The 26459-nt window shown below is 23.6% G+C and carries 26 protein-coding genes and 1 pseudogene; 7 read left to right on the forward strand and 20 right to left on the reverse strand.

Features of this window, described 5'->3' with window-relative positions:
* Positions 1 to 42 precede the first annotated feature (42 nt).
* The 5 genes from AACK95_RS05245 to AACK95_RS05265 all read left to right on the forward strand — a co-directional run bounded on the left by AACK95_RS05245 (position 43) and on the right by AACK95_RS05265 (position 7250).
* A complete protein-coding gene (locus tag AACK95_RS05245) occupies positions 43 to 993 on the forward strand; it encodes an IS30 family transposase (protein WP_338979395.1) in 951 nt (316 codons plus the stop codon).
* A 432-nt stretch (positions 994 to 1425) separates the two neighbouring features.
* On the forward strand, positions 1426 to 2949 hold the full coding sequence (locus AACK95_RS05250; protein ID WP_338979773.1) for a hypothetical protein: 1524 nt from the start codon (positions 1426 to 1428) through the stop codon (positions 2947 to 2949).
* Between the two features lie 359 nt (positions 2950 to 3308).
* Positions 3309 to 4547: an IS256 family transposase gene (locus AACK95_RS05255; protein ID WP_338981050.1), complete on the forward strand. Its 1239-nt coding sequence runs from the start codon at positions 3309 to 3311 to the stop codon at positions 4545 to 4547.
* Positions 4548 to 5267: 720 nt separating this feature from the next.
* Positions 5268 to 6218, forward strand: coding sequence for an IS30 family transposase (locus AACK95_RS05260; protein WP_338979774.1), 951 nt, complete (start codon positions 5268 to 5270; stop codon positions 6216 to 6218).
* 81 nt (positions 6219 to 6299) lie between these two features.
* Positions 6300 to 7250, forward strand: a complete 951-nt coding sequence (locus AACK95_RS05265; protein ID WP_338979775.1) for an IS30 family transposase — start codon at positions 6300 to 6302, stop codon at positions 7248 to 7250.
* A gap of 430 nt (positions 7251 to 7680) precedes the next feature.
* Here the strand turns inward: AACK95_RS05265 and AACK95_RS05270 are convergent, their stop codons facing one another.
* The 6 genes from AACK95_RS05270 to rpsB all read right to left on the reverse strand — a co-directional run bounded on the left by AACK95_RS05270 (position 7681) and on the right by rpsB (position 13033).
* Positions 7681 to 8934, reverse strand: coding sequence for an acetate kinase (locus tag AACK95_RS05270; RefSeq protein ID WP_338979777.1), 1254 nt, complete (start codon positions 8932 to 8934; stop codon positions 7681 to 7683).
* 18 nt (positions 8935 to 8952) lie between these two features.
* Complete coding sequence (gene pta, locus AACK95_RS05275) at positions 8953 to 9945, reverse strand: phosphate acetyltransferase (RefSeq protein ID WP_338979779.1); 993 nt, start codon at positions 9943 to 9945, stop codon at positions 8953 to 8955.
* Positions 9946 to 9968: 23 nt separating this feature from the next.
* Positions 9969 to 10697: a UMP kinase gene (pyrH, locus tag AACK95_RS05280; protein WP_338957346.1), complete on the reverse strand. Its 729-nt coding sequence runs from the start codon at positions 10695 to 10697 to the stop codon at positions 9969 to 9971.
* Between the two features lie 63 nt (positions 10698 to 10760).
* Positions 10761 to 11342, reverse strand: a complete 582-nt coding sequence (locus tag AACK95_RS05285) for a hypothetical protein (RefSeq protein WP_338979781.1) — start codon at positions 11340 to 11342, stop codon at positions 10761 to 10763.
* Positions 11343 to 11362: 20 nt separating this feature from the next.
* Positions 11363 to 12241 (reverse strand): translation elongation factor Ts, encoded by an 879-nt coding sequence (gene tsf / locus AACK95_RS05290; RefSeq protein ID WP_338979783.1) that lies wholly within the window; start codon positions 12239 to 12241, stop codon positions 11363 to 11365.
* Positions 12242 to 12256: 15 nt separating this feature from the next.
* Entirely contained in the window at positions 12257 to 13033 is a 777-nt protein-coding gene (gene rpsB, locus AACK95_RS05295) for a 30S ribosomal protein S2 (protein WP_338979785.1), read from the reverse strand.
* 404 nt (positions 13034 to 13437) lie between these two features.
* Here rpsB and AACK95_RS05300 point away from each other — a divergent pair, with 404 nt between their 5' ends.
* Positions 13438 to 13926: a hypothetical protein gene (locus AACK95_RS05300; protein WP_338979786.1), complete on the forward strand. Its 489-nt coding sequence runs from the start codon at positions 13438 to 13440 to the stop codon at positions 13924 to 13926.
* Here AACK95_RS05300 and AACK95_RS05305 read toward each other — a convergent pair.
* The 13 genes and pseudogenes from AACK95_RS05305 to AACK95_RS05360 form a co-directional block, all read right to left on the reverse strand.
* A complete protein-coding gene (locus AACK95_RS05305; RefSeq protein ID WP_338980946.1) occupies positions 13913 to 15151 on the reverse strand; it encodes an IS256 family transposase in 1239 nt (412 codons plus the stop codon). The two genes, AACK95_RS05300 and AACK95_RS05305, sit on opposite strands and share 14 nt — an antisense overlap.
* A gap of 228 nt (positions 15152 to 15379) precedes the next feature.
* Entirely contained in the window at positions 15380 to 16060 is a 681-nt protein-coding gene (locus AACK95_RS05310) for a hypothetical protein (RefSeq protein WP_338979787.1), read from the reverse strand.
* A gap of 260 nt (positions 16061 to 16320) precedes the next feature.
* Positions 16321 to 16920 (reverse strand): LemA family protein, encoded by a 600-nt coding sequence (locus tag AACK95_RS05315; RefSeq protein ID WP_338979789.1) that lies wholly within the window; start codon positions 16918 to 16920, stop codon positions 16321 to 16323.
* A 143-nt stretch (positions 16921 to 17063) separates the two neighbouring features.
* Complete coding sequence (locus tag AACK95_RS05320; protein ID WP_338979790.1) at positions 17064 to 17501, reverse strand: JAB domain-containing protein; 438 nt, start codon at positions 17499 to 17501, stop codon at positions 17064 to 17066.
* A complete protein-coding gene (locus tag AACK95_RS07150) occupies positions 17414 to 17659 on the reverse strand; it encodes a UPF0758 domain-containing protein (protein WP_422397168.1) in 246 nt (81 codons plus the stop codon). The genes AACK95_RS05320 and AACK95_RS07150 overlap by 88 nt, the downstream gene beginning before the upstream one ends.
* Positions 17595 to 17753: a UPF0758 domain-containing protein gene (locus AACK95_RS05325; RefSeq protein WP_338979792.1), complete on the reverse strand. Its 159-nt coding sequence runs from the start codon at positions 17751 to 17753 to the stop codon at positions 17595 to 17597. Before AACK95_RS05325 ends, AACK95_RS07150 begins: the two co-directional genes overlap by 65 nt.
* Positions 17743 to 18024: a hypothetical protein gene (locus AACK95_RS05330; protein WP_338979794.1), complete on the reverse strand. Its 282-nt coding sequence runs from the start codon at positions 18022 to 18024 to the stop codon at positions 17743 to 17745. Before AACK95_RS05330 ends, AACK95_RS05325 begins: the two co-directional genes overlap by 11 nt.
* Positions 18025 to 18054: 30 nt before the next feature.
* On the reverse strand, positions 18055 to 18246 hold the full coding sequence (locus tag AACK95_RS05335) for a hypothetical protein (RefSeq protein WP_338979796.1): 192 nt from the start codon (positions 18244 to 18246) through the stop codon (positions 18055 to 18057).
* Positions 18236 to 18862 (reverse strand): annotated as a pseudogene (locus AACK95_RS05340) (Nif3-like dinuclear metal center hexameric protein). The gene AACK95_RS05335 and the pseudogene AACK95_RS05340 overlap by 11 nt, the downstream one beginning before the upstream one ends.
* A gap of 8 nt (positions 18863 to 18870) precedes the next feature.
* Positions 18871 to 20223: a sigma-70 family RNA polymerase sigma factor gene (locus AACK95_RS05345; RefSeq protein ID WP_338957374.1), complete on the reverse strand. Its 1353-nt coding sequence runs from the start codon at positions 20221 to 20223 to the stop codon at positions 18871 to 18873.
* A 32-nt stretch (positions 20224 to 20255) separates the two neighbouring features.
* Positions 20256 to 22031: a DNA primase gene (gene dnaG / locus AACK95_RS05350; protein ID WP_338979798.1), complete on the reverse strand. Its 1776-nt coding sequence runs from the start codon at positions 22029 to 22031 to the stop codon at positions 20256 to 20258.
* Positions 22032 to 22047: 16 nt separating this feature from the next.
* Positions 22048 to 23451, reverse strand: coding sequence for a glycine--tRNA ligase (locus tag AACK95_RS05355; protein WP_422397169.1), 1404 nt, complete (start codon positions 23449 to 23451; stop codon positions 22048 to 22050).
* Positions 23452 to 23627: 176 nt separating this feature from the next.
* Positions 23628 to 23897, reverse strand: a complete 270-nt coding sequence (locus AACK95_RS05360; protein ID WP_338979802.1) for a hypothetical protein — start codon at positions 23895 to 23897, stop codon at positions 23628 to 23630.
* Positions 23898 to 24228: 331 nt separating this feature from the next.
* On the opposite strand from AACK95_RS05360, the gene AACK95_RS05365 reads away from it, so the two are divergent.
* Positions 24229 to 25179, forward strand: a complete 951-nt coding sequence (locus tag AACK95_RS05365) for an IS30 family transposase (protein WP_338979804.1) — start codon at positions 24229 to 24231, stop codon at positions 25177 to 25179.
* Positions 25180 to 25220: 41 nt separating this feature from the next.
* On the opposite strand, the gene AACK95_RS05370 is transcribed toward AACK95_RS05365, so the two are convergent.
* On the reverse strand, positions 25221 to 26342 hold the full coding sequence (locus AACK95_RS05370) for an Mbov_0401 family ICE element transposase-like protein (protein ID WP_338979806.1): 1122 nt from the start codon (positions 26340 to 26342) through the stop codon (positions 25221 to 25223).
* Positions 26343 to 26459 lie beyond the last annotated feature (117 nt).

Here is a 26459-nt window from a genome sequence, read left to right on the forward strand (position 1 = left end):
ATAATGCTAAATTTAGTTTAGAAAAAAGTAAGGAGTTTTTATATGAGTTATAAACATCTTGGCATAGATGAAAGGATTTATATTGAGAATCAATTGAAATTTAAATTTAAAATTAGTGAAATAGCTAAAAATCTTAATCGAAGTATTAGTACTATTATTCGAGAAATTAATAGAAATAAAGATAATAATCATTATTTTTCATTAATTGCACAAAATAAAGCTGAAAATCGAAAACAATCACATATTAGTTTTCATAAGTTTAAAAATAAGAATTTAGTAAAATATGTACAACAAAAATTACTATTAGGTTGATCACCTGAACAAATTTATGGCAGAATTAAAAATTTTCATAAAGAGTGAGTTATTAGTTTTAAAACAATTTATACTTGAATTTATTTTGGAATGCTTGATAAAGTTACTAGTAAAAATTTAAGAAGAAAAGGTAAAAAACGAAAATCTAAAGAAAATCGTGGCAAGTTTAATGGTAAATCAATTAAAGAACGAGATATAAATGTTAATGATCGTATAACACTTGGTCATTGAGAAGGAGATACTATAGTATCATCACGAGGTAAAAGCAAATCATGTTTAATAACTTTAGTTGAAAGAGTATCACGATTTACTTTAGCAATATTAGTTAAAAACAGAACTACTAAAGTTATTAATAAAAATGTCAGTTATTATTTATCAATTCTTCCTAAAAACATTGTTAAAACTATTACTTTTGATCGTGGCAAAGAATTTTCAAATTGACAACAACTTGAAAAAAATTTAGATGTAAAAATTTATTTTGCCAATCCATATTCACCTTGACAAAGAGGTACTAATGAAAATACTAATGGTTTAATTAGAGAAAAATTTCCTAAAAAATTTATTTTTTCAAAAACTAATAAAAATGAAGTTCATAAATTTATATTGTCTTTAAATCAAAGACCGAGAAAAATATTAAATTATCTTTCACCAATCGAATATTTGGATAGAAAAATAATTTAGTTGCACTTACCTTTACAATTTAGCATTTATTTTACTGTTTTATTTAACATATCTTTTTATCTTCCTTTTCTCTAAAACTTTAATTTAATAAAAATTCCTAATATAGATAAATTTCTATATTAGGAATTAACTTTATTAAATTAGTAATTAAAATTATAGTTTATTTTTTTTAGTCTATCAATAAATATGCTTATTACTAATTTTATTAACACTATAAAATGTAAGTAAATATTATCATCTTAATAAAAAGACTTTCATTTTATTTAAAAACTAATATTAATAGTCAATAATATATTAATATTATTCATTTTTCCAGTCCAATTAATTACACGACACTATCTTAATTTTTAATTTGATATAATTATAAAAAGAGTAAGTATATTAAAAATAGATTGGGGTATTTTTATGATAGAGGAAATAAATTCTAGTTCAATGAAAGAACCAAAAATTTATCGTATTGGTCTATATAGCAAATTAACAATTCTTATTAATGGCCTTCTAATTACTACGAGTTTAATGATAGGTTGGGCTTTATGAGCAACTATTGGTCGAGATGCAATTGATAACTATATTAAATGATTCAATAATCCACAACAACCTAATTCTAATTTACAAATTAGTTTCAATATAATAAGTATTATTGTTTTCATAGTCTCTGGTTTATCTTTAGCATTAGTAGTCGTACCTTTTATTTTTTTAAAAACTAAAAATAGTGTATCAGCACTTTTTTGTTTAATAAGTTTTATTTTTTCAGCAATATTTGTTATCTTTCTTATTGTATTTTTTATTTTTAGATTTAAAACTTTTACTTTCTTAGCTAATAAAAAAGACGGCGAAATAATAAATACAACTGGTAACTTTCTAATAGCTTTTTTACCATGAATGTTGGCTGAACTATTTGCAATACTTTTATTAATCCACAGTCTCTGATTAATTATTAATATTACCTCTAAATACAAATCAAATACACTATTAATGCCTATTGCTAAACCAAAAGCAAAACAAGAAACAGTAATAGCAAAACAAGAAGTTGATGATACGATAACGCTTCCTAACGTCATACCAATACCAGTACCTCAAAATAATGAAGAACAACAAGTAGCAAACCAAGAAACTAACAATACTGTTCTTAAGCAAGATCTAACACAAGAAAAAATAATCACTAACCCTTCAACAGCAACTGTCCATTATACTAATCATGAACTATCACAAATACCAACGCAAGGTGCTTATCATGCCGAAACTGTTTCACCAACACCAGGTACTCTTACTAATCTTAAATCCGAATCTATTACAAATGAAGAAGAAATTAAAGATAATATCGAAAATGAAACAATATATTCAGAACCAACAGTTGAAAAAACAAGTGTAGAAGATACAACAATATATTCAAAATCACCAACAACAGAAAGTAATATTAATAGCGAAACTAATTACCAACCAAAAAATCAAGGTGGTTTTGATGTTAAAGACAGTAGTTATTCTGAATCTGAAACATCTAATTTTAATGAACAAGCAACAACAATAACTGTTGAAGAAACACAACCAATAATAGATAAAACAAATACAAATACAAAAAAAGAAACAATCGAAGTGCAAAAAGTTACTACTCACCATTGAACATTAGAACAAATTGAAGCTGTTTGAGAAAAAGCGGAAATAATTGATGGTGTTAGTGATAAATTATATCGTAAAGATTATGGTGGTGCTTGAATGTTTCGTGATTCATTTACCACTGATTATAGCGCAGCAGATAACTTAGAAACTTACTCTTGAACTATTGTTCTACATCGTCCTACTAGTCAACAAGGAACAACTGAATTATATAATCTAGATCCAATGAATATTGTTAATGCAAAAAGTAAAGGTGAAAATTACCCTTCTTGAAAAACTAAAATTTCTTCAAAAGGAAATAAAAATATTGCAAAAGAACAACATTGAAAAGCACGAACATAAATATAATAAAAAAGATTTATTTTAAAATAAATCTTTTTTATTATATTTAATATTTAATAGTAATTTAAAATAAATATAGTATCATTTATTTATGAATACACAAACTATCATTGAACATTTATATATAGAAATACCTAATTTTAAACATGAAGTAAATACTAACTATTCTTATTTTATAGAAAGTATTAAAAAAGAATTAACAAAAATAATAAATAAATACCAATTAAACTTAAAAACAATTTATCTTGCTAACAAAAATAAGTCAGGTAATGTTTAGTAATCTGTGTAACTTACAAAAATAACTATGTTTAATTAATTCTAGTAAATATAATTAAATGATTAGAAAGAGTGAGTTACAGATGGCTAAAAAAGATAACTTTAATAATAATGATCCAATATCAAAAGCAGTAGATTTATTATTAGAAAATACTGAAGATTTAACAACAGTTTTTAAAGAAGGGGGTTTATATAAAGAATTAACAAAACGTTTAGTTGAAAAAATGTTGAATTCTGAGATGCAAAATTATTTAGGATATGAAAAAAATCAACATAGTAATAGTGACAATGCTCGTAATGGTATAAGTTCAAAAAAATTAATAACTCAACAAGGTAAAATTGAGATTGATGTACCACGAGATCGTAATAGTAATTTTACTCCTGTAATAGTGCCAAAAAGACAGAGAAGATTTGATGGTTTTGATCAACAAGTTCTTTCCTTATATGCAAAAGGTATGACATTATCAGATATTAGAATGCAGTTACAAGAGTTATATCATGGTGCTGATATTAGTGAAAGTGTTATTAGTCAAATTACTGATGATGTGATTGATGATGTCAAAGCATGACAAAATAGACCATTAGAAGGCATTTATCCCATTGTTTATTTTGATTGTATAGTAGTTAAAGTACGACAAGATAAACGCATTATTAACAAATCAGTTTATATAGCTTTAGGTGTTGATTTAGAAGGTAAAAAAGATGTTTTAGGTTTATGAATTAGTGAAAATGAAGGCGCTAAATTTTGATTAGTAAATTTCACAGAAATGAAAAATCGTGGCTTAAATGATATTCTTATTGCTTGTAGTGACAACTTAACAGGCATGTCAGAAGCAATACAATCAGTTTATCCTAAAACTGAACATCAATTATGTATAGTTCATCAAATCAGAAATAGTTTAAAATATGTTTCATACAAACATCGAAAATCACTAGTTACAGATTTAAAGCCAATTTATAATGCATGTAGTGAAGAACAAGCAATGCAAGCTTTAGAATCATTTGAAAGTAAATGAAATAAACACTATCCTCAAATTGCTAAATCTTGATATAAAAATTGAGATAATTTAATGATTTTTATTAGTTATCCTCCAGAAATCAAAAGAGTGATTTATACTACAAATTCTATTGAATCTGTTAATAGTCAACTACGAAAAGTCATCAGAAATAAAAAAGTTTTTCCAAATGATATGGCAGTTTTCAAAATATTTTACTTAGCAATTGAAAATATAACAAAAAAATGAACAATACCCATTCAAAATTGAAATACAGCAATTGCTCATTTTATGATAAAATTTGAAGATAGAATTAATCTGAACTAGTACTTTGCAAAACAAAGAAACACAGATTACTAAAAAGCCTCATAAGTCAGTTTTACCAATTAATTTTTTAGAGCAATTATTAATAATACTTAAACCATTGACAACCACTATCAAAGAATACAACTTTGAATGTACTATTAATAATACCAATTTCACAATTCTACAATTATTTTTCAAATTTTAAATTAATCGTTTAATTTGAAAAATAATTAGTTTTCAAAATCAATTAAATAACAAATTTAATTATCAACAAAGTATAAAAATTATTAATGATGCTATTAACTTAAAAATTAATAATTTCTCAATTGATTTAAAATATAATCTTCCTCATCAAACAGTAATTGATGTTAATAATGATTTACAAATATGTATGCAATTAAAAACACCTCACATTAGCTATGATAGTTATAATCACAAACAAAATCTTACTATTAAAAGATATATTAATAATTTCTTAAAAAAGCACAAATATGATAACTATGAATACTATAGTTATAGTAAAAATACTAATAATGCTGAATTATACTTGTAAGTGCAAGTAAATAAAATTGTAAAAAATTCTCATGCTGAATTATACTTGTAAGTGCAAGTAAATAAAATTGCAAAAAATTCTCATGCTGAATTATACTTGTAAGTGCAAGTAAATAAAATTGCAAAAAATTCTCATATAAAAATTTCATAATGCTAAATTTAGTTTAGAAAAAAGTAAGGAGTTTTTATATGAGTTATAAACATCTTGGCATAGATGAAAGGATTTATATTGAGAATCAATTGAAATTTAAATTTAAAATTTGTGAAATAGCTAAAAATCTTAATCGAAGTATTAGTACTATTATTCAAGAAATTAATAGAAATAAAGATAATAATCATTATTTTTCATTAATTGCACAAAATAAAGCTGAAAATCGAAAACAATCACATATTAGTTTTCATAAGTTTAAAAATAAGAATTTAGTAAAATATGTACAACAAAAATTACTATTAGGTTGATCACCTGAACAAATTTATGGCAGAATTAAAAATTTTCATAAAGAGTGAGTTATTAGTTTTAAAACAATTTATACTTGAATTTATTTTGGAATGCTTGATAAAGTTACTAGTAAAAATTTAAGAAGAAAAGGTAAAAAACGAAAATCTAAAGAAAATCGTGGCAAGTTTAATGGTAAATCAATTAAAGAACGAGATATAAATGTTAATGATCCTATAACACTTGGTCATTGAGAAGGAGATACTATAGTATCATCAAGAGGCAAAAGCAAATCATGTTTAATAACTTTAGTTGAAAGAGTATCACGATTTACTTTAGCAATATTAGTTAAAAACAGAACTACTAAAGTTATTAATAAAAATGTCAGTTATTATTTATCAATTCTTCCTAAAAACATTGTTAAAACTATTACTTTTGATCGTGGCAAAGAATTTTCAAATTGACAACAACTTGAAAAAAATTTAGATGTAAAAATTTATTTTGCCAATCCATATTCACCTTGACAAAGAGGTACTAATGAAAATACTAATGGTTTAATTAGAGAAAAATTTCCTAAAAAATTTATTTTTTCAAAAACTAATAAAAATGAAGTTCATAAATTTATATTGTCTTTAAATCAAAGACCGAGAAAAATATTAAATTATCTTTCACCAATCGAATATTTGGATAGAAAAATAATTTAGTTGCACTTACCTTTACAATTTAGCTCATATAAAAATTTCATAATGCTAAATTTAGTTTAGAAAAAAGTAAGGAGTTTTTATATGAGTTATAAACATCTTGGCATAGATGAAAGGATTTATATTGAGAATCAATTGAAATTTAAATTTAAAATTAGTGAAATAGCTAAAAATCTTAATCGAAGTATTAGTACTATTATTCGAGAAATTAATAGAAATAAAGATAATAATCATTATTTTTCATTAATTGTACAAAATAAAGCTGAAAATCGAAAACAATCACATATTAGTTTTCATAAGTTTAAAAATAAGAATTTAGTAAAATATGTACAACAAAAATTACTATTAGGTTGATCACCTGAACAAATTTATGGCAGAATTAAAAATTTTCATAAAGAGTGAGTTATTAGTTTTAAAACAATTTATACTTGAATTTATTTTAGAATGCTTGATAAAGTTACTAGTAAAAATTTAAGAAGAAAAGGTAAAAAACGAAAATCTAAAGAAAATCGTGGCAAGTTTAATGGTAAATCAATTAAAGAACGAGATATAAATGTTAATGATCGTATAACACTTGGTCATTGAGAAGGAGATACTATAGTATCATCAAGAGGCAAAAGCAAATCATGTTTAATAACTTTAGTTGAAAGAGTATCACGATTTACTTTAGCAATATTAGTTAAAAACAGAACTACTAAAGTTATTAATAAAAATGTCAGTTATTATTTATCAATTCTTCCTAAAAACATTGTTAAAACTATTACTTTTGATCGTGGCAAAGAATTTTCAAATTGACAACAACTTGAAAAAAATTTAGATGTAAAAATTTATTTTGCCAATCCATATTCACCTTGACAAAGAGGTACTAATGAAAATACTAATGGTTTAATTAGAGAAAAATTTCCTAAAAAATTTATTTTTTCAAAAACTAATAAAAATGAAGTTCATAAATTTATATTGTCTTTAAATCAAAGACCGAGAAAAATATTAAATTATCTTTCACCAATCGAATATTTGGATAGAAAAATAATTTAGTTGCACTTACCTTTACAATTTAGCAATTAAAAGTTAATAAGAATTTTTGTTATATATTTATGTTAATTAAATTATTAAAATGTTTTTATAATTTATAAAATTGAGTATTTTAATTGTAATATTTTTAAATTAGTAGTAAGATAAATTTACAATTTCATAAAAATCCAAATTATTTCTTGTCTAAATTTATAATAAAACTACAACGATTTAATTTATTCCGGATTTTTGACAGCCGCCAAAATTTTTATATTGATTTTCCTCACTAATTTTATGATTATTTTTTTCTTTAATGTATTTAAATTCCATACTTTTTTCTCCTTGAATCTTTAAAGTATTTATTTTTAATTAAAATTTGATAATTATTAAGTATTTTCACTTAATTTAAACATTATATATCAAAATAAAAAACCTTAATATATTTTTTTATTTTTTAAATATTTTTTAATAAATTATATGTATCTTGACAAATCATTAATTCTTCATTTGTTCTAATTTTAAAAATAGGAACTTCTGATTGTTTATCACTAATTTCTAAGTAATCATTATACTTATCATTATTTTTATTAGTTACTAATTTTAAAGTAAACACTTTAATTTCCTCAATAACTAATTGACGAATAATTGCAGAATTTTCACCAATACCTGCAGTAAATACTAATGCATCAATATTACTATCTAAATCATTACCATATTGAACAATATAATTAGCAATTCTTTGCACAAACATTTTTATTGCTAATTGTGATTGTAAATGATACTTATGGTTTTTATCATTACTACTTGCAAGAACATCACGTAAATCAGAAGAATGTCCACTAATTCCTAATAAACCCGAACTTTTATTTAAATCATTAGTAACAGTTTCAATAGTTGCTTCTGCTTTAACATTACACATATAACCATGAATAGAAGGGTCAATGATACCACTTCTAGAACCCATAATTAAACCATCTAACGGTGTTAATCCCATGCTAGTATTAAAACTTTTACCATTTTTAATAGCACAAATACTAGCACCATTACCTAAATGACAAATAATAGCATTAATCTTATCTTTTGGTTTATTTAAAATATTAGTTAATTTATCTAAAATATAATGATAACTAGTACCATGAAATCCATATCTTCTTACCTCATATGTTTTATATCAATCATATGGAACTGAGTAAAGATATTTTTCTTCAGGAATAGTACTATGAAATGAAGTATCAAATACTGCCACATGTTTAGCATGTGGAACTAATTTTTGGAAAGATGATAATCCTTTTAAAGCTGGTGGATTATGTAATGGTGCTAAAGGAATACATGCTTTGATACCAGCAATGACTTTCTTATCAATAACAATTGAGTTATTAAATTTTTGACCACCGTGAACCATACGATGACCAATTCGTTTAATATCATCAAAATTATTAATGACCTTATACTCAATTAATGCATCAATTACTGTTTGCGCTCCTATAACATGATCAGCAATATCTTTTGTTACTTCATGTTTAATAAAGTTATCACCATTAGCAATTTCAATAATAAAATTACTATTTTTAATAGCTATCCTTTCAACTAAACCTTTACAAAGAATAGTAAAATGAGGTTGTTTATCATTATTAATAGCATTAAAAAGTTGAAATTTAATAGAACTACTTCCGGCATTAATAACTAAAATTTTATTTTGTTCTGACATATTTGTTTTATCTCCTTATTAATTCTTAATTAATGTTTGAATAGCAGTGATCAATGCTGTGTAATAAATGTCATCAATAGTAGCACCACGAGAAAGATCATTAACTGGCTGATTTAAACCCAAAACAATAGGACCAATAGCTTTATAATCACCTAATCTTTGGGCAATTTTATAACCAATATTAGCAGCATCTAAAGTTGGGAAAATAAATGCATTACAATGATTTTTAATTGTTAATTCTGGGAATTTTTTATTTCGCACTTCTTGATCTCAAGCAGCATCAAATTGAATTGGTCCTACTACTTGCACGTTTTTTAATTTTAATTGTTGAACAAAGTTAGTAGCATTACGTACTTTATCAACACTTTCACCACTACCACTAGTATTAGTAGAATAAGATAACATTGCTAATTTAATTGGATTAAATTCTAAAAGTTCACCAAAGTGAATTGTAGATTTTGCAATATCTGCTAATTGTTCAGCTGTTGGATTTAAATTAATTGAACCATCACTAAATAAAAATATTTCTTCATTTTTATTCATAATAAATGTACTTGAAACAGTTTTAGTACCTGCTTTTGGTCCAATAATTTGCAAAGCTGGACGTAAAATATCAGCAGTAGTAAAAGTAATACCACCAACAAAACCATTAACCTCTTTATTATTTAATAACATCATTCCATAGTAATTACGACTTAATACCAATTTATTAGCTGCTTCTAAAGTTAAACCCTTTGCTTTTCTTAATTCATATAATTGATTAGTAAAATTTGTTACTTGATTTTCTTCAATAGATAATGTTTTAATATTAGAATTTTTAATATTACTAGGAATTTCTTTATCATTATTAAATAATAAAACCGGTGTAATAAAATTTTTAACAGGTGAATTATCATTAATAATTTTTAAAGCTACTGCCTGTACTTTTTCATTATCTCCTTCTGGAAATAAAATTCTGATTGGTGTTTTGCTTTTTTGTAAAATAGATAAAATAAAATCTAATAGTTTCATATTATTTTCTCTCCTTTAATTTGTTAATTTTGATTGCTAATAATAGTTGCAATTGCTTTATTTTGTACTGCTTTAATGATATTGTTTTCAACCTTAATATCAAATACCATAATTTTCAAGTTAGCTTCCATGCACATTGTTGAAGCAGTTAAATCCATTACTTTTAATTGTTTATTAGTAATATCTTGATATGATAAATGTGAATAACGAATAGCATTTTTGTTAATGTTTGGATCTTTATCATAAACACCATCAACGCCATTTTTTGCCATTAATAATATATCCGCATTAATTTCAGTAGCACGAAGTGCTGCTGCAGTATCCGTTGTAAAGTATGGTGAACCAGTACCACCAGCAAAAATACAAACATAGCCTTTTTCAAAACTACTAATAGCTTTTTTGTAATAAAAAGGTTCAGCAACTTGATTAATCTCTAATGATGTTTGCACAATAACTTTTACGTTAAGCGCTTTTAACTTTGATTCAATTACCAAAGCATTCATAATAGTCGCTAACATTCCCATATAATCAGCATTAATTCTTTTTAAACCAATCTTTTCTCCTTGTTTAGCACCACGTCAAATATTACCACCGCCAACTACTAAACCAACTTCTACTTTTGCCTTAACTAGGGTTTGAATTTGTTGACAAACATTATCAATACTTTCATTATTATATAATTCATTACTACCATCACCTAAAGCTTCACCACTAATTTTTAATAATATTCGTTTATATTTAAATTGTTCCATTTTTGATCATCCTCCTTAAATTTAATATTATAAAAAGCCACAGATTGCTTTGTGGCTTCTTATTTATTTACTGTTATCACTAGATAATGAATCATTATTTGCGCTTTCAGCGACAGTTTCTAATTCAACGTTAGCAATAACTTTTTGTGCTAAATGATCTTTAACAAAAAGTTGTGCTTGTGGAGTAATAATTGTTAAACGTTTTTTAATTTTTTTAATACCCTGTTCATAAACAATTTTTAAAACATTTTTCTTTTGTTCCAATGCAACAATTTTACTAGTATTAACGCTTTGTCCAAAGAAATAAATATTATGTTCATCAACTGCGATACCAAAATCAAAACTAAAAATATATGCTAATCCTAACATGATAACTAAAAATATATACTCTACTATTAATAAAGTTAAAAAAGCAGGATCAGATTTAATATATTCTGGTTCAAATATTCAAACTTGCATTCCAATTGGAACAATCGAGATAACTAAACCAATTACACCAACTATTAATGTTGCTACTAATAATTTTAAATTCAAAAATTTAATAGTTGTTTTTGGTTTATTAAAACTATATCATCCTCAACTAAGAATAACTAATAATAATATAAACATTACTAATGCAATATAATATATAATTTGAAAATTCACTTTATTTACCTCCTAAATGTTTATTTGGCAGAACTATCAATTTTTTCACCTAATTGATAACGTATCATAGCTATAATTGTAGCATGATTTTTAGTTAAATACTCTTTAACCTTAATTGTATTATCTTTAATATAAAGTTGATCAACAATAGTTAATTCAGATAATACTTTTTCAAAACGACCTCTTATAATATTTTCAAGAATATTATCACAACGTTTTTTTGCTTTCAATTTTTCTTCTTCTTTTGTTTTTTCACTAATAATTGATAATTCTTTATCACGAACTGTTGCAGGTATGTGATCAATATCAATGTATTTAGCATCTGCTGATACTAATTGCATAGCAACATTATTTGGAATATCACTTTCCTTATCAACACCTTTGATAATAACTAAACCACTATATTTACCACCACCATGGACATATGAACCAAAAACTTCATCACTATTTTTACTTAAATATTGAAAACGATTTAAAACAATATTTTCACCTAATTTAGCGATAGCAAATCTTATCTCATCATTTAAACTTTCACTACTTCCATCAGCTTTTAACATTAAAGCTTCTTCAATAGTTTTAGGTTGATGTTTTAAAATTGTTTCTAAAATCTTAGTAAATAAATCATTAAAATCTTCTAAATCAGCAACTTGTTCAGTTTGACAATTTAATTCACCAATAATTGCATTATTACCACTAATAACAACTTTAGTAACCCCTTCAGTAGCTTTATTAATGCTTTTTTTCTCTGCTTTTGCTAAACCTTTAATTTTTAATAGGGAAAGTGCTGCTTCAAAAATATTATTTTTTTCCATCAAAGCTTCTTTACAATCAGTAATTGGTAAATCGGTTGTATCTCTTAATCTTTTCAATAATTTAACATCTACTTTAACTTCTGACATATAAACTATTCTCCTTTATTCTTTATTTTTTTCAATTACATTTTCAGTTTTATTTTCATTAAGACTAATAGTTTCTTCTACTACTATTTCTTTTTTATCAATAACTGGTTTTACACTTTGTCCTTCATTAATAGCTTCAGCAATTTTCTTTGTAATTAAAGTAATTGATTTTGTAGCATCATCATTACCAGGAATAATATAATCAATATTATCTGGATTTGAATTACTATCACAAATCGCAATAATTTTGATACCAAGTTTAACTGCTTCTTCGACAGCAATTTTATTAGTAATAGTATCAGTAACAAAAATAGCTTCTGGTAATTTATACATATTTCTAATACCACCAAGATTACGTTCTAAACGTGCTTTTTCTTTAATTACTAGCATTTGCTCTTTTTTTGTTAAAAGTTTAATTTCTCCACTTTTTTCTTTATTTTCAATATCAATTAACTTTTTAATACTTGATTTAATAGTTTTAAAATTAGTTAAATTACCACCTAATCAACGTTCTGTTACATAAGGTGAATTACAACTAATTGCAAGTTCTTGCACAGCTTCTTTGGCTTGTTTTTTTGTACCTACAAATAAAACTTTTCCACCATTTTCACTAGTTTCTTTAACAAAGTGACAAGCTTCATCTAATTTACACATTGATTTTTGTAAATCAATAATATGAATACCATTTCTTTGACCAAAAATATATTTACGCATCTTTGGATCTCATCTTTTAGTTTGGTGACCAAACTGAACTCCCGCTTCAAGGAGTTGTTCACGTGTTACAACTAACATATTGTCTCCTTCTAATTTGTTTTTCTTCCATTTATTTCTAACATTGGCCACTTTTTAATTAAAAAGCACTAGGCAATGAATTCACAAATGTGTTGCTTATTTTCATTAAATTAAGCCTGTATATTGTAGCATATTTTTTATATTTTAAACAAATTATTTTTAAATATAAAAATAGAATTGTATTTTAATAAACTATATTATAAAAATATTTTTTAGTTTTCTTAAAAAAATAATACCAATAAAAACACACAATATATTATAAAAATAAAAAGTAAATTACACATATAAAATATTCATTTATGATATAAAATACTAAAAATTTAATATTAAGTTTTTTTAAACTAATTACTTTAATTTTAAAAGTAAATAGTTTTTTTATATTTAAAAGGGAAGATGAAAGAAAAATGTTTAAATCTAAAACTCAAGAAAGACAACAACTTAAATATCATTTGCAAAATCAACAAAATAGATTAAAAGAAACTGTACTAGAAGAACAAACAATATGTGGAGTTACAGAATCATTTGTGAAACTTACTGAACAACAATTAAAAAAGCACAACTATGCTAATAGAAATGAGATAACTAATTTAGAAATAGATCAAAGATTAAGAAATAGATTTGCCATAGAAACAAAGACTAAAGGAACAACAAATGCTGGCATTTGTTCTAGTGATGTTTTATATGATAAAGAAATAAAAGCAAGTAAAAGTAAAATAGCACAAAACATAAGAACTGTTTATTATGCTCCACCTTCTACATATTCAATGTGAAGCCCTAAAAAACAAGTTAGACAATGAAATGAAGAAATGAAAAATAAAAGTAATCAAGATGCTGGAAGGAGGCTTTTTAGTAATCTGTGTTTCTTTGTTTTGCAAAGTACTAGTTCAGATTAATTCTATCTTTAAATTTTATCATAAAATGAGCAATTGCTGTATTTCAATTTTGAATGGGCATTGTTCATTTTTTTGTTATATTTTCAATTGCTAAATAAAATATTTTAAAAACTGCCATATCATTTGGAAAAACTTTTTTATTTCTGATGACTTTTCGTAATTGACTATTAACAGATTCAATAGAATTTGTAGTATAAATCACTCTTTTGATTTCTGGAGGATAACTAATAAAAATCATTAAATTATCTCAATTTTTATATCAAGATTTAACAATTTGAGGATAGTGTTTATTTCATTTACTTTCAAATAATTCTAAAGCTTGCATTGCTTGTTCTTCACTACATGCATTATAAATTGGCTTTAAATCTGTAACTAGTGATTTTCGATGTTTGTATGAAACATATTTTAAACTATTTCTGATTTGATGAACTATACATAATTGATGTTCAGTTTTAGGATAAACTGATTGTATTGCTTCTGACATGCCTGTTAAGTTGTCACTACAAGCAATAAGAATATCATTTAAGCCACGATTTTTCATTTCTGTGAAATTTGCTAATCAAAATTTAGCGCCTTCATTTTCACTAATTCATAAACCTAAAACATCTTTTTTACCTTCTAAATCAACACCTAAAGCTATATAAACTGATTTGTTAATAATGCGTTTATCTTGTCGTACTTTAACTACTATACAATCAAAATAAACAATGGGATAAATGCCTTCTAATGGTCTATTTTGTCATGCTTTGACATCATCAATCACATCATCAGTAATTTGACTAATAACACTTTCACTAATATCAGCACCATGATATAACTCTTGTAACTGCATTCTAATATCTGATAATGTCATACCTTTTGCATATAAGGAAAGAACTTGTTGATCAAAACCATCAAATCTTCTCTGTCTTTTTGGCACTATTACAGGAGTAAAATTACTATTACGATCTCGTGGTACATCAATCTCAATTTTACCTTGTTGAGTTATTAATTTTTTTGAACTTATACCATTACGAGCATTGTCACTATTACTATGTTGATTTTTTTCATATCCTAAATAATTTTGCATCTCAGAATTCAACATTTTTTCAACTAAACGTTTTGTTAATTCTTTATATAAACCCCCTTCTTTAAAAACTGTTGTTAAATCTTCAGTATTTTCTAATAATAAATCTACTGCTTTTGATATTGGATCATTATTATTAAAGTTATCTTTTTTAGCCATCTGTAACTCACTCTTTCTAATCATTTAATTATATTTACTAGAATTAATTAAACATAGTTATTTTTGTAAGTTACACAGATTACTAAACATTACCGCTGGAAGTTCTCATTGAGATAGAAAACAAAATAGTAATCCTTTTAGTTCTCCATTTAAATAAAATTAAATATAACTATATAAAAAGAAGAGTGAAATTTCACTCTTCTTTGTTATATTTATTAATTTTAATAATTAAGATATAAATAAAGTCTCTTCAGTAGCAAATTGAATATCACCAATTGATATTTTTACTTTTATGGTATTTCCTTTAACAAAATTTCCTGTACCTTCTGCAGCTTCACTAACTTTAATTTTTAAAGCACCTTGTTTAATAAGGTCAGCAATACTTTTTACTGTTTTACCTTCAAGTTCAGTAGTTTTAAAATATTGTGTTAAATCTGTACCAACTGGAAATTTTGATTTTGGTTCCCCAGCTACAAATCTAGGAATAGATTCAAAATTAGCATTTGATATTGTAGTTGGTAAAATTGATGTAACTAATCCTTGATCTGATTGACCCAAAATATCTAATGAGAAATTATCACCTAATGATTTATCATTTTTTTGAAAATTAAAAATTAGTGTTCCACCAGTAACTACATAATCAGCATTACCTGCCTTCTTAGAAATTGCAGGTGAATATGATTGAACATTGATACTAATTTCATTTGTTTTTTTAACCTCAAATATTCTGTTTTCACCTTCACCGGTTTTTGCTTCAATTTTTAAAACATTAACTAAAAAATTCGCAGCATCATTTGACTTAGCTTTTTGCTCACCAGTATTACCTTTTAATAAAGCTGTCGCAGTAATTGCTAATTGTTCAGATTTTCATGATGCTAATTTACTAGTTGCATTAATATCAATACTCAATTTAACTAGTGAATTAGCATTTGTATTTATTAAGAACTTACTTAATGAGTTAGATTATACCAAAATATAATTTTTCTTAAATAAAAAATGAAATAAATAATAAAAGAATAAAAGAATTAAATCTAATTAATATAAATTTTAATTTTAAATAAAATACCCTTTCTTTAAACAAATCATAAATGTTTATTCAAAACAATTTATTTGTCTAAAGAAAGGGGTAAATAACTAATTTAAATATATTTTCAAAAATAAATTTAATTTTATAAATCAATTTTAATATCTTGACGATCGCTATCTGATGCAAGAAAGTAATCTTTTGAAACTAAATTTAATGTTGATGCTACAACATTACTTGGAAAGGTTTTAATTTTACTATTGAACACCTTAACATTAGCATTATAAAATCTTCTAGCAGCAGCAATATTATCTTCACAATCTTTGGCACCTGATTGTAATTTTAAAACAGTAGTATTTGCTTTTAAATTAGGATAATTTTCTAATAAAGCATTAAATTTTCCAAAAGCTGCATTAAGTCCACTATCTGCTTTTGAAAGATCACTCATTGTTTCCATTTTTCCACTTCGTAAAGATACAACATCTGTTAATGTACTTTTTTCAAATTTCATATAACCTTTAGTAGCATCTACTAATTTTGTTAATAAATCAAAACGACGCTTTAATTGCACATCAATATCAGAAGCAGTTTCTTCAATTGATTGTTGTAATCTTAGAAAATTATTACGAGAAACAATAAATAAAATTATTGGAAATATTAAAACAAAAGATAAATAAACCATAATTTTTCCAAATAGTGACGGTTGGGCAGTAAATGATTCATTGCTTGGTTTAATTGTTGACATAATTTTCTCCTTTCTTATCAATATCTAATAACAAACTATGTTTAATAACTAGTCCATTCTTGGTAAGTTAAATATTATTTACACACTAAACCATAATAATTTTACTATATTTTTAAATTTAAGTAATGTATTTTTTTAAGTTTTTATTTAAACTTATAATATTTTTTATTTAAATTTATACTAAAATAATTACCTTTGCCAATAATAATATGATCAACTAAGGTAATATTAAAAACCTGAAAATTTTTTTTAATTTCTTCGGTGATATATAAATCAGATAGTGAGGGTTCACTATTACCACTAGGATGATTATGAATACAAATTACTTTACTTGATTTATGAATAAGTGCCAGATGCAACATATCTTTAACATCAATTTTCATAGTATCATTAGTACCCTTATATAATAAATTTTGATGAATTAATTTATTTTGATTATTTAATAATAATAAATAAAAATGTTCTTGCGTTAAATTTTGATAATATGCATTAACTAAATTAAAAACATCTTCAGGAATAATAATTTTAAAATATTTTTTTGACTTTCAATAGTTCTTATTCTTTTTACTATTTCTAAACAACTTAAAATTTCTAAAGCCTTACTAACACCAATACCTTTAATACTCATCAAAGATTTAATAGTTACTTTATTTAAATTTTCAAGACCATTAAAATTAGTAATTATTTCTTGCGCTAAAAATAATACATTTTTTTTCTTTAGTTCCTGTTCGCAAAATAATTGCTAATAATTCATTATCACTAAGAGCGTCAAAGCCATATTTAATGGCTTTTTCTCTTGGTTTTTTTGTATTATTAAGTTCTTTAAAATTCATAAAAAGGCGGTATTAAATGTGTTAATTTTTCTTGAAATTTATTAAATTCATCTTTAATTTTTGTTAAATCTTTACTTTCATCTTTAGAACTATCTCATTTACTTTCAATACCACCTGGTAACTTAATACTTCCTGAAACACTATTTCATAAATTTTTAATAACAGGAATTGCTATCCCTGCTAACATGGCACCCATTAAAAATTGAGCAAAACCACCACTAACTGCCTGACACTCTTGATCAGTCATTGGTTCTAAATCTTCTAAAATCATATTTATCAACCCCCTAAAACTTATTTTTATTTAAAAAATAGTTTTTTCCTTTTTAAATTTTATAAGTTTAAAAAAAGTAATAGGATTTTCTAGATTATATTTAAAAACTTTAACTTTTGTTGATAATTTTTCAATAAGTAATTGAAAAAGAAAATCAACAAATTTTTGCTCCATATAATGACCAACCAAAATAACATTAATTTTTCTATCTTTAGCTTCCATAATATAGTTTCATTTCTCCAGTAATTAATAAATCAATATTGTTAGATAAATTACTAATAATATCAGCACCAGCAACAGCAGATAAAGCAACAGTCACTATATTGTTATCACTCAATTTATTATTAACCAATTGTATATTTGCAACATTAAAATATTTTTTTAAGTTATTAATCAATTATTTTAATGGCATTTGTCTATCAAATTTACCAACTATTGCCAACTTTTCTTCATTAATAAAATGAATATTTTTAATTTTTAATTTTTTAGCCATCAACATATTCATACCTACTAATGATATATCAAAATTAGTATGTAATGAATATACATTAATATCTGCTATTAGTATTTTACTATATAATTCTTTTTTTCAATTTGAAATATTAGATTGATTAATATCTTTGGCAAAAACTAATGGATGATGAGAAATTATTAAATCAATATTATTATTAATGGCCTCAGTTAAAACTTCATTAGTAACATCCAAACAAACTAAAATTTTATTAATATTGGTCTTTGTTTTTGATTTAATTTGTATTCCTGAAAAATCTCATTCACAAACATCTTTTAAAGGAAAATATGTTTCTAAAACATTAATTATATTATTGATAGTTAACATTTTAACTATTATCCTTTATAAAATTCTTTAATATGTTTAGATTTAGACGGATGTTTTAATTTTCTAATTGCCTTTGCTTCTATTTGTCTAATTCTTTCTCTTGTAACAATAAATTCTTTACCAACTTCTTCTAGAGTTTTTGGAGAATCGTACTTAGTAATATGACGATGAACAACCTTATCACTTAACAATTCTGTTTTATCTAAACTAGTATCATAGTGTAACTGTAAATTATTAACTACTGTTTTTAATTCAGTAATTTCTTTTTCATCTTCACAAAGTTCTAATAATCTTCTTAATTTTGTTGGTAAAATTCCAAAACGCATTCTAATAACTTTTTCTTCTCGTTTTGTTAATACTTCAGCAAAAACACGATCCAATTGTTCTCTTAATCAATGTCTTTCAGCATATTCATCGGGAGATAGCATATTTTTATCTTTAATAAAATCACCAAAATGTGTATCATCTTCTTCACCAATTGGTTTTTCTAAAGATACTGGTTCAATAGCAAGTTTTTTAATTTCACGAACACGATCGGCTGTCATGTTTTGTCCCATTTTATTGGCAATTTCCTCATGAGTAGGATCACGACCTAATTCTTGTGTTAAGTTTCTTTCAATTCTTGTTAACTTATTAATTCTTTCAACCATATGAACAGGTACACGAACCATTTTACCTTGATCAGCTAAACTTCGTGTAATTGATTGTCTAATTCATCAAGTAGCATAAGTTGAAAATTTAAAACCACGGCGATAATCAAATTTATCAACTGCTTTAATAAGACCAATATTACCTTCTTCAATTAAATCAGCAAAATCTAAACCACGATTTAAATGTTTTCTAGCAACAGAAACTACTAATTTTAAATTTGATTTAATTAATTGCTCACGACCATATGTTCTTTCCTCAACATCTTTTGATTCTAACATTTTAGCATATTTAATTTCCTCACCTTGACTCAATATTTGACTCGTTCCTAAAATATTAAAATAAGACTTAATTCCATCTTTTCTTCTTGTATCATTAGAAATCCCCATTGTATTTTTAAAACTCAAATCACTAACTAAAATATCAATATCTAAATCATCAGGTAATTGTTCATCATCAATATCGGTAAAATTAGCATCATCTTCAACTTCATCCATCAAAATATCAGTAAAGACTACTCCTTCTTTTTCTAACCGATCAAAAATTTCCTCAATCGTATCATCATCTAATTTTAAATGTGCAAACTCTTTAATGACATCTTCTTGTTTTAATTCTTTTGTTTGACTCTTTTCTAATTTTTTAATTAAATTACTTTCTACTTCCTCTAAAGTTAAAAGTTTTTTCAATTTCGTTTTTTGTTGTATAACAGCCATATTTTCACCTTATCCTTAATTTATCATCATACTTATTTTTTCTTTATTTTATTTTTTAATACTGATATTTCTTTTAATAACAATATTTGTTTTTCAATATTTTTTTCAGATTTCAATTTATCATTGATCATTTTTATTTCATAATCAATTAGTTGATTATTAATAATTTTTAAGTAATCATTAATAATTTGAGGTTTTAAATCAAACTTTTTATTTTTATACTTATCAAGAAGTTTTTCTAAAATATTTAAAAGTGAATTACCTTTAAGTTCTTCTAAAATTAAATCAAAATTAATTGCTTCTATTTGATTATTTTGATATTTTTGACTAATTAAAAAGTATAAATTCATAAAATCTTGATTTGGAAAAATAAATTTTTCTTTTTCTAAAATTAAATAAACATTTTTTGATAACATTACTAAAAAAATAAGTTGTTCTTGTGCTTCAAAAAAAATATTTTTTACTTCTATTTTAGATTTATTTTTGATACTAAAAGTTGTAGTTACTAAATTATTATCAATATTTAAAATTTGTATTAAGTCTTCAGTGGATAAATTAGTTATTTTTGCTAACATATTTAAGTAAAACTTTTTAGTAATAACATCATTGATTTTTGTTCAAATTGGAACTAATGATTTTAAAAATTCATTAAGTTCATAACTATCTTTTTTAATGTTATATTTAGTTAATGATAAATTAATTGCAAATTCAAAAGGATGAATGGTTTTTTTTATTATTTCATAAAATTTTTGAGGAAATTTATTTATTAATTCATCAGGATCAAATTTAGTATCATTATTGATAATTTGTACTTTAAAATTATTTGATAATAAAACACTAGCTATTTTTAAAGATGCTATTTTTCCTGGTAAATCACCATCTAAAAAAATAATAATATTAATAGTAATTTTTTTTAAAAGTAAAATATGTTCTTTTGTTAAATTTGTTCCCATTAAAGCAACAACATTTTTAATATTTTGATTATTTAGAGCAATAACATCCATAAAACCTTCAGTCAAATAAATAACTTCATTTTTTTTAATATAATTTTTAACATTATTAAAGTTATATAAAATTTTACTTTTCTTAAAAAAATCTGTTTCTGGACTATTAATATATTTATAACTTTTATCTTCTCTATTATAATTTCTTGCAGAAAAACCAACACAATCTCCATCTTCATCTTTAATAGCAAACATAATTCGATTTGAAAAGGTAGGAAGAAGTTGATCCTTATTATTAATTTTCATAAGTCCTAATTTTACAAATTCAATATTATCTTTATAACCTTGTGCATTAAGATAATCTATTAATTCATTATTAATAGGTGCATAACCAATATTAAAATATTTAATATTTTCAGTAGTAATATTACGATTTTGTAAATATTTCATTGCTTCTTGACCAATATCAGTTAGTAACTGATAACTAAAAAAATTCATTGTAATATTATTTAAAATTTTTAGTGGATTTTTTTTAGTTTCAACATTAAATTCAGATAAATTAATATCAAACTCTTTTAAATTTAAATTAACATTATCTGCTGCTTCTTTAAGAGCATTAATAAAATTAATATTTTTATATTTTTGTAAAAAAATAAAAACGTTTCCTTGTTCACCACAAGAAAAACATTTATAAATTTGTTTTTCTTGTGAAATTGATAATGAAGGAGTAGAGTCTTCGTGAAAAGGACAGATAGCTCAAAAATTATTGCCTTTACGGATCAAATTTAAATATTTACCCATAACTTCAACAATATTAATTTTTGCTTTAACTTCATTAATTTTTTTATTAAACTCGATATCCATATTTTTTCACACAATTCTAACAAATAATGTCTAATTTGTCATATAAATATTCTTTAAGTTGATCAACTTTAACTATAACTTGATTTGTAGTATCACGATCTCTAATTGTAACAGTACCTTTAGTTTTTGTGTCATAATCAATTGTTACACAATACATAGTACCAATACCATCTTGATAACGATAAGATTTACCAACACTTGATGATGCTTCATAAATTACTCTTAATTGTGTTTTATTTAACATTTCAAAAATTTCATATGCCTCTTTACCCAATTTTGTTTTATTTAAAGACATAACAGCTACTTGATAAGGGCAAATACTCTTATTTAATTTTAACACTAACCGTTCTTTATCGTCTTTTAAAACTTCTTTTGTAAATGCTTCACAAACTAAAGCTAATAAAAGCCTTTCAACACCAATTGAAGGTTCAATAACTGAAGGAATAACCATTCTTTTTACTGTAACATTAGGATCTTGAATTTCAAAATTTACACCAGAATTCTCACTATGTTTTGTTAAATCATAATTCCCACGATTAGCTATACCACATAATTCACTCATACCAAAAGGAAAATTATATTCAATATCAGTAGTTGCTAATGCATAATGTGCTAGTTGATTTTGTTCATGATTTTTAAATTTTATATTTTTTGAATTCAATAAACCTACTAGAGAGAGAAATTCTTTACATTGATCAACTCAATAATTAAATCAAGTGTTATCATTTTTATCCTTTGGAATAAAGAAAAATTCTAATTCCATTTGTTCAAATTCTCTAGTACGAAAAATAAAATTACCAGGAGTTATCTCATTTCTAAAACTTTTACCAATTTGACCAATACCAAATGGTACTTTTTTATTACAACTATTTCTTACATTATTAAAATTTATAAATATTCCTTGTGCAGTTTCAGGTCTTAAATAAATTTTATTTTTATCTTCTTTTAAAACACCTTGATATGTTTCAAACATTAATTGAAATTGTCTAACTTTAGTTCAATCTTCATTATTGCATTTAATACATTTAATATGATTTTGATTAATATATGTTTCTAATTTTTCATTACTTCAATTATCACAATTAATACTAGGAAAATAATGATTAATTAAATTATCAACTCGAAATCGAGACTTACATTTTTTACAATCAATTAATGGATCACTAAAATTACTCAAATGCCCTGAAGCTTCTCAAACTTTAGATTTCATAATAATTGAACTATCTAACCCAACATTGTATAGATTTTTTTCGACAAAAAAAACTCATCAACTTTTCTTAATATTATTTTTAAGTGCTACACCAAGCGGACCATAATCTCAACTATTAGCAAGACCTGAATAAATTTCTGATCCTTGAAAAATAAAACCATTTTCTTTTAAATGAGTAATTATTTCCTTCATTGACTTATCATTGATAATTTTATTAATCATTGCCCCTCCATTAATCATAAAAATTTTCTTAAATATCTTAAATAATACATAAAATCTCTAAAAAGAATAATCTTGTTAATAATATGTTCATAGATAGGTTTTGTCAACCTATTATAAGTGTTATATATTATTAAAAACAATATAACAACTAATTATTAAAATATTTATGTAATTATTAATTTATTATTATATTTTTGAAAGTGGTTTTCTAAAATATTAAGAATTTTATTAAGTTCTTCTTTTTCAACTTTTCATTTATTAATATCTTGATAATTTAATAAATAAAGTTGATATATTTTTTTAAACAAAACAATGTGAAAATTAATTATAGCTAATTCTAAAGAACAATTTTTACAAAAAATACCACCCAAATCATAATTAATTAAATACAAATTAGTTATTTGATTACAATTAATACAATTGGCAGTTGTCAAAAATCCGGAATAAATTAAATCGTTGTAATCTTATTATAAATTTAGACAAGAAATAATTTGGATTTTTATGAAATTGTAAATTTATCTTACTACAAATTTAAAAATATTACAATTAAAATACTCAATTTTATAAATTATAAAAACATTTTAATAATTTAATTAACATAAATATATAACAAAAATTCTTATTAACTTTTAATTTAATAAGTTTTTTTAATTTTTTATTTTGCTGAATTATACTTGTAAGTGCAAGTAAATAAAATTGCAAAAAATTCTCATATAAAAATTTCATAATGCTAAATTTAGTTTAGAAAAAGTAAGGAGTTTTTATATGAGTTATAAACATCTTGGCATAGATGAAAGGATTTATATTGAGAATCAATTGAAATTTAAATTTAAAATTAGTGAAATAGCTAAAAATCTTAATCGAAGTATTAGTACTATTATTCGAGAAATTAATAGAAATAAAGATAATAATCATTATTTTTCATTAATTGCACAAAATAAAGCTGAAAATCGAAAACAATCACATATTAATTTTCATAAGTTTAAAAATAAGAATTTAGTAAAATATGTACAACAAAAATTACTATTAGGTTGATCACCTGAACAAATTTATGGCAGAATTAAAAATTTTCATAAAGAGTGAGTTATTAGTTTTAAAACAATTTATACTTGAATTTATTTTGGAATGCTTGATAAAGTTACTAGTAAAAATTTAAGAAGAAAAGGTAAAAAACGAAAATCTAAAGAAAATCATGGCAAGTTTAATGGTAAATCAATTAAAGAACGAGATATAAATGTTAATGATTGTATAACACTTGGTCATTGAGAAGGAGATACTATAGTATCATCAAGAGGCAAAAGCAAATCATGTTTAATAACTTTAGTTGAAAGAGTATCACGATTTACTTTAGCAATATTAGTTAAAAACAGAACTACTAAAGTTATTAATAAAAATGTCAGTTATTATTTATCAATTCTTCCTAAAAACATTGTTAAAACTATTACTTTTGATCGTGGCAAAGAATTTTCAAATTGACAACAACTTGAAAAAAATTTAGATGTAAAAATTTATTTTGCCAATCCATATTCACCTTGACAAAGAGGTACTAATGAAAATACTAATGGTTTAATTAGAGAAAAATTTCCTAAAAAATTTATTTTTTCAAAAACTAATAAAAATGAAGTTCATAAATTTATATTGTCTTTAAATCAAAGACCGAGAAAAATACTAAATTATCTTTCACCAATCGAATATTTGGATAGAAAAATAATTTAGTTGCACTTACCTTTACAATTTAGCTTTTAAAATAAGTAAAATTATGTTTTTAAATTTATTTGATTACATTTAAAAATAACCATTTTTATATAAATAAAAATACTATATGTTCTATTAACAATCATTTTTTTTAAAACATGTCAAATATTTGTTTCAGTAAAACAACCAATATTTCATTTTGCACCTTGATTAAAAATACCTTTTTTATTATTTTTAAAATATTGTTTTTTTAACTTTTTATGATTATCTAATTCTTTATATAAATAATCAATTAATTGTTCATATTGACCATTATTAATGAAATCTTTACAATTATTATATTCACTTCAATATTTTCCTTTATTTCCCGCCATTATACCAAGATATAATGTTCTAATTAAATGGAATTTATCTAAAACAAACTCAGCACCAAGATAATCTGCTACATCTTTAATTCATCCAGCACTATCTCCACAAATAATTATTTTTGCTTGTTCAACATTTTCATAAAATTTTTGACAATGTTCTTTAACAAATTCAGCAGTTTTTTTAACTCCAATTGTTGTTCTTGTTGGTCTAATAATTGCTTTTACTCTTTTATTTTGTACTTTATGATTAATATTATCTGTATATGTTGTTATTAATCTCATAGAGTGTTTTATACCTTTACGTTTAAAATCTCAAAACTTTCGATGTCCATCATCAATTGCTACAAAAATAGGTTGATTTTTTTCTAATTTTACTTTTACTGGATTTGCTTCAATTACTTCTAAATTTTTAAAAACTCTATGAACAGTACTAACACTAATACCTGCTTTTTTACAAATAGCACAAATATCATGATATCTTTTTCCATCAGCAAAATATTCAATAATAGTTTGTTCAACATCTTCACCAATTCTTTTATATTTAGGTAATTCTAGTCATTCATCAACTAAACAAACACGAACTCATTTTTGTAATTTTTCATCAAAATATTCATAAATTCTTCTTTTATAAGTTACTAATCCATACATTATTTTTCTTGTTCGATATTGATAATCAACAATTTTATATTTCTTTTTATCTCTTGTATTTTTTATTCTTCAATCTCATTTTTCTCATTTTTTTGTTATATGTTCTAAAACTAATTTATCAATTTTTGCACTTTGTTCTCTAAAATTTCATTTATAATTAAAATTCACATTTACTTCTCCTAACTATTTTAAAAAAATCTAAATTTATTGTAAATATATTTAAAAAATTAATTTACTTAATTATTATATAAATATATAAGTGTAATTTTAAATAAAATAAAAATT

The sequence above is a fragment of the Spiroplasma endosymbiont of Lasioglossum malachurum genome, from assembly GCF_964020065.1.
In the GTDB taxonomy this organism is placed as follows: Bacteria; Bacillota_I; Bacilli_A; order Mycoplasmatales; family VBWQ01; genus Spiroplasma_E.